This window comes from Prosthecobacter dejongeii (assembly GCF_014203045.1).
In the GTDB taxonomy this organism is placed as follows: Bacteria; Verrucomicrobiota; Verrucomicrobiia; order Verrucomicrobiales; family Verrucomicrobiaceae; genus Prosthecobacter; species Prosthecobacter dejongeii.
This window is the reverse complement of record NZ_JACHIF010000010.1, coordinates 17,317-32,436: the sequence shown is the minus strand read 5'-3', so window position 1 is coordinate 32,436 and position 15,120 is coordinate 17,317. Positions and strand designations below refer to the sequence as shown.

14 protein-coding genes are annotated in these 15,120 nt (G+C 54.9%); 11 read left to right on the top strand and 3 right to left on the bottom strand.

The window, feature by feature from the left end:
* Nucleotides 1–2: 2 nt before the first annotated feature.
* The gene (gene sppA, locus HNQ64_RS19520; RefSeq protein ID WP_184211843.1) at nucleotides 3–1,019 is read right to left on the bottom strand and encodes a signal peptide peptidase SppA; all 1,017 of its coding nucleotides are present in this window, start codon (nucleotides 1,017–1,019) and stop codon (nucleotides 3–5) included.
* A gap of 156 nt (nucleotides 1,020–1,175) precedes the next feature.
* On the opposite strand from sppA, the gene HNQ64_RS19515 reads away from it, so the two are divergent.
* Genes HNQ64_RS19515 through HNQ64_RS19500 form a run of 4 tightly spaced genes read left to right on the top strand, consistent with a single transcriptional unit; the run spans nucleotide 1,176 to nucleotide 6,367 of the window.
* Entirely contained in the window at nucleotides 1,176–2,069 is an 894-nt protein-coding gene (locus tag HNQ64_RS19515; RefSeq protein WP_184211841.1) for a sugar phosphate isomerase/epimerase family protein, read from the top strand.
* Between the two features lie 49 nt (nucleotides 2,070–2,118).
* Nucleotides 2,119–2,694 (top strand): DJ-1/PfpI family protein, encoded by a 576-nt coding sequence (locus tag HNQ64_RS19510; protein ID WP_184211838.1) that lies wholly within the window; start codon nucleotides 2,119–2,121, stop codon nucleotides 2,692–2,694.
* Nucleotides 2,695–2,726: 32 nt separating this feature from the next.
* The gene (locus HNQ64_RS19505; protein ID WP_184211836.1) at nucleotides 2,727–4,838 is read left to right on the top strand and encodes a c-type cytochrome; all 2,112 of its coding nucleotides are present in this window, start codon (nucleotides 2,727–2,729) and stop codon (nucleotides 4,836–4,838) included.
* Between the two features lie 59 nt (nucleotides 4,839–4,897).
* Nucleotides 4,898–6,367, top strand: coding sequence for a hypothetical protein (locus HNQ64_RS19500; protein WP_184212226.1), 1,470 nt, complete (start codon nucleotides 4,898–4,900; stop codon nucleotides 6,365–6,367).
* Here the strand turns inward: HNQ64_RS19500 and HNQ64_RS19495 are convergent, their stop codons facing one another.
* The gene (locus HNQ64_RS19495) at nucleotides 6,368–7,165 is read right to left on the bottom strand and encodes an urease accessory UreF family protein (RefSeq protein WP_184211834.1); all 798 of its coding nucleotides are present in this window, start codon (nucleotides 7,163–7,165) and stop codon (nucleotides 6,368–6,370) included.
* A gap of 49 nt (nucleotides 7,166–7,214) precedes the next feature.
* On the opposite strand from HNQ64_RS19495, the gene HNQ64_RS19490 reads away from it, so the two are divergent.
* The 6 genes from HNQ64_RS19490 (at nucleotide 7,215) to HNQ64_RS19465 (ending at nucleotide 12,844) form a co-directional block, all read left to right on the top strand.
* Nucleotides 7,215–7,562 (top strand): YkgJ family cysteine cluster protein, encoded by a 348-nt coding sequence (locus tag HNQ64_RS19490; protein WP_184211832.1) that lies wholly within the window; start codon nucleotides 7,215–7,217, stop codon nucleotides 7,560–7,562.
* Nucleotides 7,563–7,649: 87 nt separating this feature from the next.
* On the top strand, nucleotides 7,650–8,417 hold the full coding sequence (gene pyrH / locus HNQ64_RS19485; protein ID WP_246431135.1) for a UMP kinase: 768 nt from the start codon (nucleotides 7,650–7,652) through the stop codon (nucleotides 8,415–8,417).
* Between the two features lie 176 nt (nucleotides 8,418–8,593).
* A complete protein-coding gene (gene frr / locus HNQ64_RS19480) occupies nucleotides 8,594–9,166 on the top strand; it encodes a ribosome recycling factor (RefSeq protein WP_246431134.1) in 573 nt (190 codons plus the stop codon).
* 102 nt (nucleotides 9,167–9,268) lie between these two features.
* A complete protein-coding gene (locus HNQ64_RS19475) occupies nucleotides 9,269–9,946 on the top strand; it encodes an acyltransferase (RefSeq protein ID WP_184211830.1) in 678 nt (225 codons plus the stop codon).
* A 159-nt stretch (nucleotides 9,947–10,105) separates the two neighbouring features.
* Nucleotides 10,106–12,160, top strand: a complete 2,055-nt coding sequence (locus HNQ64_RS19470; RefSeq protein WP_184211828.1) for a carbon starvation CstA family protein — start codon at nucleotides 10,106–10,108, stop codon at nucleotides 12,158–12,160.
* Nucleotides 12,161–12,190: 30 nt separating this feature from the next.
* Complete coding sequence (locus tag HNQ64_RS19465; RefSeq protein ID WP_343075912.1) at nucleotides 12,191–12,844, top strand: TPM domain-containing protein; 654 nt, start codon at nucleotides 12,191–12,193, stop codon at nucleotides 12,842–12,844.
* A gap of 67 nt (nucleotides 12,845–12,911) precedes the next feature.
* On the opposite strand, the gene HNQ64_RS19460 is transcribed toward HNQ64_RS19465, so the two are convergent.
* Nucleotides 12,912–14,516, bottom strand: a complete 1,605-nt coding sequence (locus tag HNQ64_RS19460; RefSeq protein WP_184211823.1) for a TonB-dependent receptor — start codon at nucleotides 14,514–14,516, stop codon at nucleotides 12,912–12,914.
* Between the two features lie 139 nt (nucleotides 14,517–14,655).
* Between HNQ64_RS19460 and HNQ64_RS19455 the strand changes: the two genes are divergently transcribed.
* Nucleotides 14,656–15,084 carry a DUF5069 domain-containing protein gene (locus tag HNQ64_RS19455; RefSeq protein ID WP_184211821.1) on the top strand — a complete coding sequence of 143 codons (429 nt, stop codon included), beginning with the start codon at nucleotides 14,656–14,658 and terminating at the stop codon, nucleotides 15,082–15,084.
* Nucleotides 15,085–15,120 lie beyond the last annotated feature (36 nt).

Here is a 15,120-nt window from a genome sequence, read left to right as displayed (position 1 = left end):
ACTTAGCGGAGGTAGGAACCAGGGAGGTAATACATGAGTCCGGCTTGCAGCTTGGGGAAGACACCGCCCGTGAGGTCGAGTTCGACTTTAGTGGGAGCCTGAGCTTTGGCTGATGCCATTCCGAGAACGCTGAAGAGGCTGGGGATGGATTGGTATTTTACCACGGCTGCATCGGGCGCATCGGCCAGTTGTTTCGCTAAAGCGTAGGCATCTTCGATGTAACCAATCTGGTCCACCAGCTTTGCGTCCAAGGCTTGGCGACCTGTCACGACGCGGCCATCGGCGACGGTGTTTTTGAGTACATCTTTGGGAACTTTGCGGGCTTCAGACACAATGCTTAAAAAGCGGTCATACATTGTGTCCACCAGACCCTGAATATACAATTTTTCATCATCGCGCATCGGGCGGGCGCCACTCAGGGTATCCTTGAAAGCACCGCTGGTGAAAGTTTGTGAACCTAGGCCGACTTTGCCAAACAGTTCATGGTAATTGATGGACTCCATGATGACGCCGATACTAGCGGTGAGAGTGGTCTCGCTAGCGATGACTTTAGTCGCGCCGCAGGCCACATAATAACCACCACTGGCAGCCACGGAGTCCATGTAAACGATCACTGGCTTTTGCGCGGCGGCCTTTTTCACAGCCGCATAGATGATATCTGAGGCCGTTACTTCACCTCCCGGGGAATTGATTCGCAGGACGATGGCTTTCACTTCTGAATCTGCCAAAGCTTGTTCCAAGCTGCGTTTGATGATCTCCACGCTAGGCAGGGCGTTTTCCAAGAAACCTCCAGTGCTCATGGAGCTGATGATGCCTTCCAGGTCCAGGTGGACGATTTTGTCGGACACATTCGCCTTGCCTTCCACCTCGACTTTTTCGGTGAGGTTTTCTTTTGGCAGGGGCATGCCTGCAAACTGCTCACCCACAAGGGCCATAAACTGCACAGCATTGAGACTGAGGCTAACGAGCAAGAAAACGGCGAGGGCGGCTAAAAGACAGCCATAGACAGTACGATTCATGGTCTGACCCTAGGCGGGACCGGAAGGTGGTGCAAAAGGAATGAGGCGACATCTGTGTGGCCATGATGAACGTTTAGCCGCGCCGCAAAATCTGAAGAAGGTGCTTTAAAGTCTGAATGAATCCTGTCATTTCCCCTCGTTCAATAGCGCACAACCATGAATCGCCGTCATTTCCTCCAATCCCTAGCCGCGCTGACGGCTGCACCTGCCTGGGCTGCCCCCACTCCGTGGAAGTTGAACTACATGCTGGCCTCCGCCATGTATGGTAATCTTTCGCTGACGGAAATCCTGCCTGAAGTCAAAAAGACGGGTTCCACAGGCATCGAACTCTGGCCAAAAAAGCATGGTACACAGCGTGAGGAATTGGATGCCATGGGGCATGATAAGTTTGCCGATTTGTTGAAGCAAAACGGCGTCAGCTTTGGCGGAAGCACGCGGTATGATCTGGGACCCCTCAAATTGACGGAAGAGATTAAGCTAGTGAAAAAACTAGGTGGCACGTTCATCGTCACCGGCGGCACGGGCGAGTATAAGGTGACCCCGGAGCAACTGCGCCTAAATGTGAAGGCCTTTGTCGAGAAGATGAAACCCCATGCCGCTTTGGCTGCCGAGAACGGTGTGGAGATCGGCATCGAGAACCACATCAATAACTTGATTGATACGCCGGACTCCCTGCGCTGGCTGGCTGATGATATCCGTGACTTGCCGGGCATCGGCATTGCACTGGCGCCCTACCATTTACCTCAAGACACCCAACTGCTTTCAGATTTGATCCGCCACATTGATCAAAAAATGACGTTGTTTTATGCCTGGGAACACGGCCTTGGCTGCATGAAGCCGATGCCGAAAGAGGAAGAGATCCAACAGATGCCTGGTCGCGGCAAGCTGGACTGGAAGCCCCTTTTGCAGGCGCTCCGCGAAGTGAATTTCACCGGCCCTACCGAGATCTTCATGCACCCCACTCCTCGAGGCATTCCCATTTTGCCCACGGCTGCGGAAACCACCGCTGAAATCGTGCGAGCTAAAAACCATCTCGACAGTTTGATTTAACTTTCTGTCACCTCCCCCAACCCTGTAAAAGACCCTGTCCCATCCCTCTATGTCCGAAGCCAAAGTCCTCCTGATCGTCGGTGATGCCACCGAGACTGTTGATACCCTTTATCCTTTTTACCGACTGATTGAAGGTGGTTATAAGCCCATCGTCGCTGCGCCGGAAAAACGGAAGTACCAGATGGTGCTGCATGAGGTGAAACCTGGCTGGACCATCACGAAAGAGTGGGAAGGTTACAGCATTGATGCCGATATCGCCTTCAAAGACATCAATCCTGAAGACTATGTGGGCATCTTTTTCAGCGGTGGTCGTGCCCCTGAGTACATCCGTGAAGACGCAGACCTGCTGCGTATCACCAAGTGGTTCTGGGAACAGAAAAAACCCTGTGCGAGTGTGTGTCACGGTGTCGAGATTCCTGCTCGTGCAGACATCGTGAAAGGGCTGCGTATGGCCACGGTGGCCAAGTGCAAATTCGACCTGGAAATCTGCGGCGGTATTTACGTGAATGAGCCCTGCGTGATTGATCAGCACATGTATTCTGGCCGCACTTATCATGACAGTGGCCACTTCATCGGCCCATGGATCCAGGCGCTGGACGCCGAGCGCGCGAAAATGGGCATCTAGCAGATGATCGAGAAAACGCCAAGTCACCCACTATGACCCGCACCACCAAGCTCATGGCCGTTTTGGCGCCCTTGGCGTTTTTCGGCGGCTCTGCCCATGCGCATCCTTTGCAGGCAGAGCCGATCAACCATGCTTATGTTTTTAACTTTGACCAGTTTAACCTGCCGCAAGATCCTGATGAGCATGTGGTGGAAGGTGGATACTTATTGTTAGGGGAACTGAATTGCACGGCTTGTCATGTGCCGCCGAAATCCTGGCAGGAACGTTTGGCTCCAAAGCCTGCGCCAAACCTATCTAAAGTGGGGGCTCGGCTGGATGCCGACAATTTGTGGATGATGATTCGTAGTCCGCAGCATCGCAAAAAAGGTACTCAAATGCCGGGGCTCTTTGCTGGTGAAGAGGGGGATGCTGAGAAGGTGGAAGCTTTGACGGAGTTTCTCAGTTCGCTGAATCCGGCCACCCCGAAAATGCCGGTTGGAGACATGGCACGTGGAAAGGATCTCTATCATAAAGTGGGCTGTGTGGCCTGCCATGAACCCGCCACAGACTACCGACCAGCCAAGGCTGCCGCAGATGCCGAGATCGAAAAACCAGGTTTGGGTTCGGTGCCTTTGATCTTGGCCGAGGCTTATTCGGCGGATGCACTTACCGAGTTTCTTTTTGATCCTCTTTCCCATCGTCCTTCAGGTCGCATGCCAAACATGAGGCTAAGCCTGCAAGAGGCCGCAGACATTGCCGCCTACATGCACCTGGGGCGCGAGGTGGAAGTGGCGGCGGAACGTGCGGCACTGAAGCTGCCTAAACAGGGAGTGGAGAAGGGCCGTGAGGTTTTCGCTCAGATGAATTGTGTGGCCTGCCATACCGATGTCTTGCCTACGGGGGACACAAAAGTCTCAGCATCAAAACCCAAAGCGCTAGCTGGGCTGAAAGTGGACGCCGGTTGTCTAGCTGCCATCCAGCCTAGTGGCATCCCTCGCTTTGACCTGAATGAGCTGCAGAAACGTGCCCTTCGTCTCGCCATTACGGCGATTCAGAAACAAGAGGCTCCAGCCATGACGGCAGAGCAAAAGGTGGACTGGCAAATGACACGACTGAACTGCTATGCCTGCCATGATCGCGATGGCAAAGGCGGCCCAGAAGACCCACGGGCTCAGTATTTCGGCTCCAATGATGGCAGTGCTGAATCGCTCGGCGAACTGGCGCACTTACCACCGAATCTAGACCACGTGGGTCGTAAACTGACGAAGGGTTGGCTTACAAAAGTGCTATGGGGAGAAGGGGGGAGTGTGAGGCCCTACATGGACACGCGAATGCCAAATTTTGGTCAGGCGCAGACAGAGATGTTGTTAGACCTTTTGCCCGAGGCGGATAAGCGGGAACAGCCCGTGGCCATTGACATCAGTGGGCTGGCAAAACATCACCGTGCGGAAAGTGGGCGGCAGCTCATGGGTGCGACTGGTCTCGCGTGCGTGGCTTGCCATGGTTTGAAGGAGCGTAAATCGCTGGGGCCTCCGGTGATCCGTCTGACCCACACGGTGGAGCGGCTCCAGCCAGAGTATTTTAAAGAGCTGTTGCTCAATCCTCAGGCCACGCAGCCTGGCACCATGATGCCACCGATGTTCATGGGAAGAAAGAAGGCGGATCAAGAGATCGAGTCCATTTGGATCTATCTCAAGGAATTGGATGGGCAGCCTCTGCCAGAGGGGCTTTTGTCCACGGAGGACTTTGAACTGAAGCCTGAAAAGGCGGGGCGTCCCATCGTTTTTCGTAGCTTTATTGAAGGTGCGGGCAGTCATGCCATCGCCGTCGGTTTTCCTCAGGGATTGCATGCCACCTTTGATGCCGTACAGGTGCGCTGGACGCAGGTGTGGCGGGGGCGTTTTCTAGATGCGATGAGCAACTGGCAAAGCCGCGAGATGCTGCCGATCAAGCCGTTGGGCACAGACCTCAAAGCGTTACCTCAGGCGACAGGGAAGCGAGTGTTTTCAGGTTACCGCCTGGATAAGGTCGGTGTGCCCACCTTCCTGTATCAGCAAGATGGTCAATCGGTGGAGGATACCTTAAAACCAGCTCCCGATGGCAAAGGATTCGACCACGAAATCAAGATCAATGGCAAGGTGATTAGGGAGGTGCTGTCATGGTAATGTCTTTCCAACGAGTGAGCCGATGGATTCCAGCGAAGCTGAAAAATCAGTGGGCTGGAATGATCCCGTTTTTAACCCTGCTGGTGGCACCGTTGCTGCCCGCTGAAGAGCCGAACCCCTACTATCGCATCGTCACGTACGCGGTGCCTAAAGGCACGAATCTGGAGGCGAGTGGCCTCGCTGTTTTGCCAGATGGGAAGCTGGCGGTAGCCATCCGTAAAGGCGAGGTGTGGATCATCCAGAACCCGCAGGCTGAACCTGCGACGGTGGAGAACTTGGGGTACAAGCTCTTTGCCTCTGGCATGCATGAGATCCTAGGCCTAGCCTGGTATGAGGGGGCGCTGTATGTGACCCAAAGATCTGAGGTGACGCGTCTGCGTGATACGGATGGGGATGGGCTGGCTGATGAATACCAGACCGTGGGTCAGGGCTGGGGTGTTTCGGGTGCTTACCACGAGTATGCTTACGGTCCTGTCTTTGATCGTGAGGGAAACATGCACAACACGCTGAACTGCTCCATGGGCAAAAAGTGGGCTGGGGCAGGGGAGGAAGGTGTGCATCCACTCTGGCGTGGCTGGTCGGTCATTACGCCGAAAGGCAGCACTCAAGCGACGGGATTTAGTGCAGGATTCCGCAGCCCGTGCGGCATCGGCTTGAATGCGGAAGGAGACATCTTTGCCACCGATCAGCAGGGCAACTGGATGCCGACCAACCCGTTGGTCCACATCCGCAAAGGAGCGTACTTTAGCCACGCGGATTCTCTCGTGGATATGAAGCGGGCGGATTCACCGATCCCGCCGCCGGAAGGCAAACAGCCGGATGGCATCACCGTGGCGGAGGCGATGAAGCAGTTGCCCTATTACACCCCGCCGGCGGTCTGGTTTCCATACGTGAAGTTAGGCCAGAGTCCCACGGGTTTGCGTTGCGATGAGACGGGGGGCAAATTCGGCCCTTTTGAAAAGCAGCTTTTTGTGGGGGAGTTCGTGCTGTCTGGTGTGAACCGCGTGGCTTTGGAAAAGGTGGGTGGCGAGTATCAGGGGGCCTGTTTCCCCTTCATCAATGGACTGCAAAGCGCGGTATTGACGCTGAATTTTCTCCAGGATGGTTCCATGGTGGTGGGCCAGTCCAATCGTGGATGGAACAGTTATGGGAATCGGCCTTTTGGAATCCAGCGTCTGGTGCCCACGGGAAAAAAACCTCTGGAAGTGCAGAAGTTGCAGGCTCTGAAAGATGGTTTTCGTTTTACCTTCACGCGCCCCATCAAGCCTGCCAACTGGACCGAGACGAAGGCTCAAAGCTACACTTACCTTTTTACCGCCAAGTATGGGAGTCCTGAAGTGGATGCTGCGGCGCTGAAACTGAGTGACTGGCAGCTTTCTAAGGACGGGCTGAGTTTGACGGTGAAATGCGCCAATCTCCGCGTGGGGTTTGTCCACGAATTCGAGCTGCCGGAGGTCAATGCCAAGGACGGCACCCCACTTTGGCATCGGCTTTCTGCTTACACGCTGAATCGCATCCCGATCGAGTAATCAGGGAGCCTGTTGGGAAACGGGCTCTGCCGCTGATCCATTGATTTGATCTGCTTCGGTGCCCAACAATTGCAGGCCGATCCTCGGCGTGTGCATGAGCTGGCTGGTCAGGGTTGCGATGGACTCGTCCCGGATGGGTGCGATGGGAGTCGGCAAATGCCGGGTGGCAAGGTCCCATTCCAAGCGAATGTATTCGGCAATGACGCTGGCGAGGCTGAGCTGGAAAAAATGGGCCACGGCTGCCCAAACGATGAGGAAGTGTCCCGCCGTCTGGCCTTCTTCTTGAAGTGTGCGGTAACGTCCCAGAATGCCCTGGTAACGGGCTCCTCGGGTGCCTTGCAAAAGGCGCGCGCCTGCCTCAGCGCTGGTTTCACGACTGGCAGGTGAAAGGGTGATGGAAAACTGTGCATCCAGCTCAAGCAAGCGTGGGAGATCCTGCGCCTGGGTTGCCTGCCAGGCCTGGATGAGACCCTGCCCCAGAGAGCCTCGCAGGTCCTGCTGGGTGAAGTTTTCCCAACGCGCAGCCAGGGCTTGCTGGGTGATGGGGGCGCGAGGATACAAGGAGGGCTGCGGCAGATGGAGCGCGTGAAAGTGGATGCCTGGGAGCCTTTGGCGAATGCTGGAAAAGAGCCAATGAACCCAGTCCAGACCGCGCGACCAGTCCTCCAGGGCGGTTTCAGCAGACTCATCGGCATCGGCCAGCAAGGTGACTGGGCGCAGGGCAGGGAGGGGGGCTGATGCGCCACCCTCAGCGTGCCGAGGCTGGGCATCATCCATGCGTTGCAAGAGACGGATCATTCGATGTACTATGAAACGCCGCACGAAACGTGCGAATGCTAAAGTTTTCATGAGCACACAGCCCTTTCTTGACAAATCCAAGCCCTACTACCAATGCCAGCGCTGTGGCAATTGCTGCCGATGGCCTGGAGATGTCAATGTGACGTCTGAAGAGGCGACCGCCATTGCCGCTTACATCGGCATGGATGAGGACGCATTTATCCGTGATTGCACCCGTCTGAATGCCAATCGAACAGGGCTTTCCATCATTGATAAGCCAAATGGTGAATGCCTGTTTTTAGAGGGCCTTAACACGTGCCGGATTCAGTCGGTAAAGCCGCTGCAATGCTCAGGATTTCCAAATGTCTGGAGCTTTCCTGGGTGGCGTGAAAAGTGTGAGGCGATTGAGATTTCTTAATTGTGGCAGGGGCGATTGGGGCGCTGAATTTGCCCAAACATCTTTGTTCTCTCTGGAAATATCTTTGCATCCACTTGCACTTCATGTATGACGGGCCAAATCAACACCTACATGGGCGATCACACAGGCAACCGGAAATTCAGGCGCGTACTCCTTAAACTCAGCGGTGAGGCTCTCCGAGAGCCAGGCAGCACCGATAACATTTCACCTCCGATCGTGGAGGACATCGCGGCCCAAATCAAAGCCGCTCACCAGACGGGGCTGGAGATTGCCCTCGTCGTCGGCGGCGGCAACTTCTGGCGTGGCGTCAGTGCCAGCAATAAAGGCATGGAGCGCGCCACGGCTGACTACATGGGCATGCTGGCTACGGTGATGAATTCGCTCGCTGTGCAGTCGATGCTCGAGGCCATGGATGTGCCAACTCGTGTACAGAGCGCCATTGAAATGAAAAACGTGGCGGAGCCTTTCATCCGCCGTGTGGCCATGCGCCATCTGGAACTGGGCCGCGTGGTGATCTTTGCCGCAGGCACAGGAAACCCTTTCTTCTCCACTGATACCACAGCCGCATTGCGTGCGAGCGAAATTGGAGCCGACTGTGTCTTCAAGGCGACAAAGGTGGATGGCATCTACTGCTCAGACCCAAACAAAAATCCGGATGCGGTGCGTTATGACAACATCAGCTTCCATGATTGCTTGACGAAACAGCTCAAGGTGATGGATGCGACGGCTTTTTCGCTGTGCATGGAAAATAACATGCCCATCATCGTCTTTAGCATGAACGAGCAGGACAACATCCGCCGCGCCCTCATTGGCGAGCCGATGGGGACGCTGGTGAATGCGAACGGCAAGGTTTAAGCCTTTGTTTTTCAGTGGCCTCATTCAAGCGAGACTTCAGTCTTGGCTTGAAATGAGGCTTTTGTTCTTGGCAGGGGGCTTTGGTGGCAAACCTGGGTAAACTCCGCAGTGGACACGTGCCACACTGGCGGGCATCCTATACGCCTCTTTTCTGCAATTTTTTACCCGATACTGTTATGTCCATGGACCCTGAAATGACGATGCTGGAGTGTGAAGACTCAATGACCAAGGCGGTCGAGTTTGCGATTCACGAATTCGCCGCCGTGCGCACAGGCAAGGCCTCCCCTGGACTGGTGGAAGGGCTGGATGTGCATGTGCACAGCTACGGCTCCCATATGAAGCTGAAGCAACTGGCCATGATCACCACGCCGGATTCGCGTCTGATCCGCATTGAGCCCTTTGATTCTGCGACTCTTCATGACATTGACCGCGCCATTCGTGAATCCCGCCTGGGATTGAATGGCAGCATTGAAGGTAAAGTTATCCGCCTGCCCATTCCTGCGCTTTCTCAGGAGCGGCGTGAGCAGATGGTGAAGCTCGTCAAACAGATGGGCGAAGAGGCGAAGGTGCGCGTTCGTGCGGCCCGCCGCTCAGCCATTGAAGAGCTGAAAAAAGGCGAAAAGGACAGCATCATCACGGAAGATGATCTGCACCGCTTGGAGAAAGAAGTTCAGACCTTGACGGACAAGAAGATCGCTGAGCTGGATCAGCACATGGCCTCTAAAGAGAAGGAAGTGATGACGGTGTAAGCGCCTGGATCCTAGATAGGTGTGGAGGGCATCGTCTCGGCCCACGGCCTTATCTCACTCATTAGGCAAGATACCCGGAACCTCCCACCTCGGATCTCAGTCATGTTTTTCCCCGCCGAATTTCTCGACCTGGCGCATACGCAGCACAGCATCCTTTTTACCCCCACCGATCCCGTGTGGTCTGCCCTGGCCAAGATTGAGTCCTACCTGGACTTCCGGCTTCAGCGGGAGCTTCGCTGCCCGGTCCCTCAAGGGGCTTTCATCGGGGAAGATGTCTTCATAGACGAAGGCACCACGATCGAGCCTGGAGCCGTGATCAAAGGTCCTGCGTGGATCGGCAAGAACTGCATGATCCGTGCGGGGTGCTACATCCGTGAAAATGTCATTGTGGGGAATGCCTGTGTGCTGGGCAACTCCTGCGAGTTTAAAAACTGCGTCATTTTTGACCACTGTGAAGTGCCCCATTACAACTATGTGGGCGATTCCATCCTGGGATACAAAGCCCATCTTGGAGCTGGGGTAGTGCTTTCCAATGTGCGGCTGGATCGTGGTGAAGTGACGATTTCCGATGCCAAAAAACCGATCCCAACTGGGCTGCGGAAATTCGGCGCTGTCATTGGAGATCATGCCGAGATCGGCTGTAATAGTGTCATCAATCCAGGTAGCCTCATCGGGCGCCGGAGCATTGTTTACCCATTGAGCAGTTTTACCGGAATTTTACCCAGCGACAGCATCCTCAAGACCCGCCAGCAGCAAGTGGTGGTAAAACGCACCGTTTAGGTTCTCCAATTCGCATGAAGTGAGCAGAAAGCCGGGCTTTCTGCCTGTGTTGAGAGATTTCTATTCACTCGGTTGGTGAAAATCACTGTTCAAGGTCGTTTCCTGGCTGCCTTCGTTCTTGCTCATTCAGTCTCTCCCTTTTAATCTGCCTCCCCAGTTATGCCCAAATTCCTCCGCATTCTTCTTTGGATCGCCATTTCTGCCCTTGGCGCAGGTTCGGTGGCTTTTTCGGCCTTCCATAAAGGGGAGACGATCAATGCATTGTGGATTGTGGTGGCTGGCCTGTGTTCTTTTGCCGTGGCCTATCGCTTTTACAGCAAGTGGCTCATCACCAAAGTTCTGGTGCTGGATGATGAACGCTCCACGCCAGCTCACACCAAAAAGGACGGTAAGGACTTTGTCCCGACGAATAAGTGGGTGGTTTTCGGTCACCACTTTGCGGCGATTGCCGGCCCAGGTCCACTTGTTGGCCCGGTCTTGGCCGCCCAGTTTGGCTACTTGCCTGGGATGCTCTGGATTCTGATTGGTGCGACCCTAGGCGGTGGGGTGCATGATGCGATTGTCATGTTTGCTTCCATCCGCCGCGGGGGGAAATCTGTGGGGCAAATGCTCAAGGAAGAGGTGAATCCGTTAGTCGGTTTCGTGGCCATGATTTCAGTGTTGGCCATCATGACCATCTTGCTGGCTGTGCTGGGATTGGTGGTTGTCAAAGCATTGGCCGAGAGCCCGTGGGGCCTGTTTACCATCGCCATGACCATTCCCCTGGCGTTTTTCATGGGCGTGGGTCATACCATTTTCAAAATCAGCGTCAAAGCCGTGACGATCTTTGGGATTGTGGGCTTGCTGGTGGGCGTTTGGGCTGGCAGCAAATTGGGCGCTTGGGGCATTGAGCACTACTTTGAACAGCGCGGCGAATGGATGGCCTGGGCCATCATGATTTATGGCTTTGCTGCCTCGGTCCTGCCGGTCTGGATGCTTTTGGCTCCGCGTGATTACCTCAGCACCTTCATGAAAATCGGCACGGTCGCAGTGCTGGCGATTGCAGTCATCTTTGTGGCTCCAGAGTTGCACATGCCGAAGATCACCAAGTTCATTGATGGCACGGGGCCGGTGTTTCTCGGTGCGGTATTTCCTTTCGTCTTTATTACCATCGCCTGCGGAGCCATCTCTGGTTTCCATGCTCTCATCTCCAGCGGCACCACACCAAAGCTTTTGGATCGTGAAGGCAGCATCCGCAGCGTGGCGTATGGAGCCATGATCACAGAGATGCTCGTGGCTTTGATGGCCTTGGTGGCAGCCTGCGCTCTTCAGCCTGGTGAATACTTCGCGATTAACGCAGGCATCAATAAAACCATGCCTCCAGAACAGGTGGTGGCCACCATCAGTGCCTTGGAAAATGGGGCTTACCCTGTGACGGTAGCTGGAATGAACCAATTGGCGACAGACATCGGTGAAAAGACCATGTTTGGCCGTGCGGGTGGGGCACCTACCTTTGCGGTGGGGATGGCGCAGCTTTTTGCCCGTGCTTTTGGTGCCCAGTGGATGGCCTTTTGGTACCATTTCGCCATCATGTTCGAGGCGCTTTTCATCCTGACGACGATTGATGCTGGAACGCGTGTGGGACGTTTCATTCTTCAGGATTTCATGGGTAATATCTGGAAGCCGTTGGGCAATACCCAGAGCCTGCCAGCAAACGTGTTTGCCAGCGCCATGCTCGTGGCCATGTGGGGTTATTTCCTTTACCAGGGGGTGGTGGATCCACTGGGGGGCATCAATACCCTCTGGCCCCTGTTTGGCATCGCGAATCAGCTTCTGGCGGTGATCGCCTTTTGCCTGGGCACGACGATTCTTATCAAGATGGGGAAGGCCCGCTACATCGCTGTGACCTTGGCTCCGCTAGCGCTGCTTATCACGGCCACCTTTTCGGCGGGTTACATCAAGCTGTTCGACAAGAATCCGAGCATGGGCTTCCTCGCGCAGGTAGATCTTTATGCAGGGAAGATTGCCGCAGGGGGCACGGCCAAAGAGCTCTCAGACTGGGGCCACCTCAAGTTCAATGGGCTCGTGGATGCATGGGTCACCGGTTTCTTCTTGGTCGCCGTGGCGATCATCTTTTTCGGTTGCTTGGTGGAGTGGATCAAACTCTTGAGTGGGACCAAGCGGGCTGTTCTGCATGAAGATCCTTACATCCCTGCTGGGAGTGAGGCGGTGTGATCCTGAGCTGATGTGAAAAGGCATTGCGAGATGCCCGGGGCTACGTCTCTTGCCATCATGCGTTGCCCCGCCTGCCGTCAGCCTGCTTTGGAGCATGATCAAGCATGCTCTCAGTGTGGCTTTTCTCTGGAAGCTCTGGGGCCGATGATGGGCATCCCGCCCATGTTGAACGGGCCTTTGGTGGATCTGGCGAGAGTCTTATCCGGGAGCCAGAGAAGATCGGTTTTGAAAACGATTCAGGCTCTGCACCAAAGGTTTCCTCAAGTGAGTTTAGCCGCGGTGATGACGGATCTGCTGCCGGAGATTCCTTTGGCTCTGCATGCCTTTTGGTTGTTCAACCGAGGCAGCCTTTTCAGCGCGGTGGAGCGTGGAGGGGATAATCATGGTGTTCTGTTGTTGATAGATACAAGCAGCCAGCGGGCGGTGACCATAATCGGGTATGGGCTGGAGCCTTTTGTCTCCGAGATGACTCTGGAGGTGTGCCTGAATGCAGCCGCAGGTTCTTTGGCAAAAGAAGAGTATGGCCCGGCTCTCGAAGCCTTCATTCGCGAAATCGAACGCCAGCTTACCACTCTGCAACACCAGCTCCCACGCACTTTTGGTTTTGAAGATGCGGGCACATGGTTAGCCTCAGGGGAATCCCCTGCCGAAAAGGTGATGGCGAGAGACGATGATCTTTACTAATCGGGTGTGTTGAAGACACAAAAAAGCCCGGAAGCTCAAAGGCTCCGGGCTGATTTAACAAGCCTTCTTAGAACTGATAGCGCAGTCCTAGCATGACGCGGTGATTGTCACGTGTGGCAAGGCCGCTTTGGGTGAAAAGGAAAGACTGGTAGCCCAGGTTGACCTGCATTTTTGCATTCAGTGCGTAGGATAGATTCAGACCAAACATGTGCTGGTTGAATTTGGTGCCGGTGTTGCTAACGCGGTTGCTGATGTCGGTTTCGATCCGGACATAAGAGTAACCGAGACCAGCAATGAGTTTGGAGGTGATCTGCTGAGCCAGATGCAGGTCTAGACCGAAGCTGGTGAACCGACCAGAATTGAAAGCGGCCGACTGGTCGCTGTGTTCCACAAAACCGCTGGCAGTGATGCGGCCCCCTTTCCAGGTATCGGTGGTGAGGCCATAATTCACGTAGTGGGAGCTGGTGAAGTTGGAGCCAAAATCAAGGTTGGACTCGTAACCCGCGGCGAATTCGTGACTCAGGTGGTCGCTGAGGCGCTGGCTGAAGCTGATGGAGTAGTAGGGCTCGCTGAGATCTGAGCTATCGTTTGGCACAACGAAAAATGGTGGGATATTTGCGAACAAGGAGGTGTTGTCATACTCCTGGTGCTGGTAACCTGCGGCCACACGCAGGCGGCTCTTGTCATTGATCTTCCAGGCAACGTAAGCTCCGAGGTTCCAAAGCGTGCCATCATTGGCCACTTCATCATTGTCATGATCCAGCCAGTTGAGCGCACCTTCTAGGCCGACGCTGAGGGCACCATTGATATCGAAATTGAGGACGGAAGAGAAGGTGTCCAAGTCTGCCACCGGGAGTACTGCCCCTAGATAATTACCGTCCACATCATGGGTGGTACTGTGGGTATAATTCAGTGTCCAAGACAGGGCAGGGGCGATCTGCCAGGTGCCAGCAATCCCGAGATCGTTTTGCAACACGCCGAGGTAGGGGCGGACGCTGACGCGATCATAAATCGTCAGGGAGATGGGGCCAAACTGGGCATCGTAGGCCAGGGATGTACCCGGAAGGACAGCGAGACCAAACTCATCACTGAAGAAGCTCCAGTCAATGCGGTCATTGCCAGAAACCCAGTTGAAGCCCAGGCCGCCCGTCAGGGTAAGGCGCTGGTTTTCAGCGAGCTTATATTGGGTATCAAAAAGAAGCGTGGAAGAGAGGATCACGCCGCCTTTGCCGTTTTTGATCACAGAGTTGTATTCGAAGCCCTGTTCAAAGGCGAAACCTGCGCTGATACCTGAGGCATTTTGCAGCGTGTTTTCGGGGGCGACGACTCCATCATACCACGGGCTCAGGTAGGAGCGGCCCAGTTGGTATTGGCTCGGGAAACCTGTGAGGTCAGCATTCAGCCGGCGAGGGTTGGTGACGCTGGAGCTAAACACTTCTGGACGGGAAAGGGCACGGCCAGTTTCCAGTTTTTCACGGGCATCTCCCAGTACATCTCGGTTTTCATCCGCGCGCTTAGGGTCGCGGGCGCGCAGTTCCGTGAGAAAAGCGGCATTTTGGGAAGGGGAAACGCCCAGTTGAGCCTGAGTGCTGAGGGGCAAAAAGGTGGCGGCTAAGGAGAGCGCTCCAACGAAGGTGAGGGTGCGTTGATTTAGGGTGGATTGACTAAACATGCTCGGGAGAATGAGGGGGTGCGGTAATCCTGAGCGACGGTCTTGTCACCTGCAAAATTTTGATTCAGGAACGCTGGTTGGAATTGCCTTTTCAGGCAGCGTTGACCAAGTCTGCAAACCTGCGCTATGGAAAGAGGCTATGGCATTTCCTCTTCGTTCTCCCCGTGACATGGTTGGTGGCATCATGGTCTTTGGTCGTATCTTAGACAAAATCCGCCTGAATGCGCAGGAGGGGCTGCCTCCGGGGTATCACCTGGATGTCATCCCTGGCAGCCGAACTTTTGATGACCGAGTCTGTTGTCTTCTCGGAGTCAATTTTGCCGATCTCAGCCAGCGCACGCTGGAAGGGGGGACGGATGAAGAGGTGTTGGAATGGTGCTTCCAAAAAGGGCGCCAACCCGACACGGAGCATGTGGAAATCTTCAATGGCTTTATGATGAAACGTGGCTGGCGAGATGCTGCTTCAGAAGGGCTAGTCAAACAAAGAGCCGAGGCAGGGCTGGGGCATCGGGAGGACATCGTGACCTTCTTTGACCTCATGGACGTGGAAGAAGGTCGGGCCCCATAAGGGCTAAAGTTTGAGCCTCGCCTAAAGATTTAATCC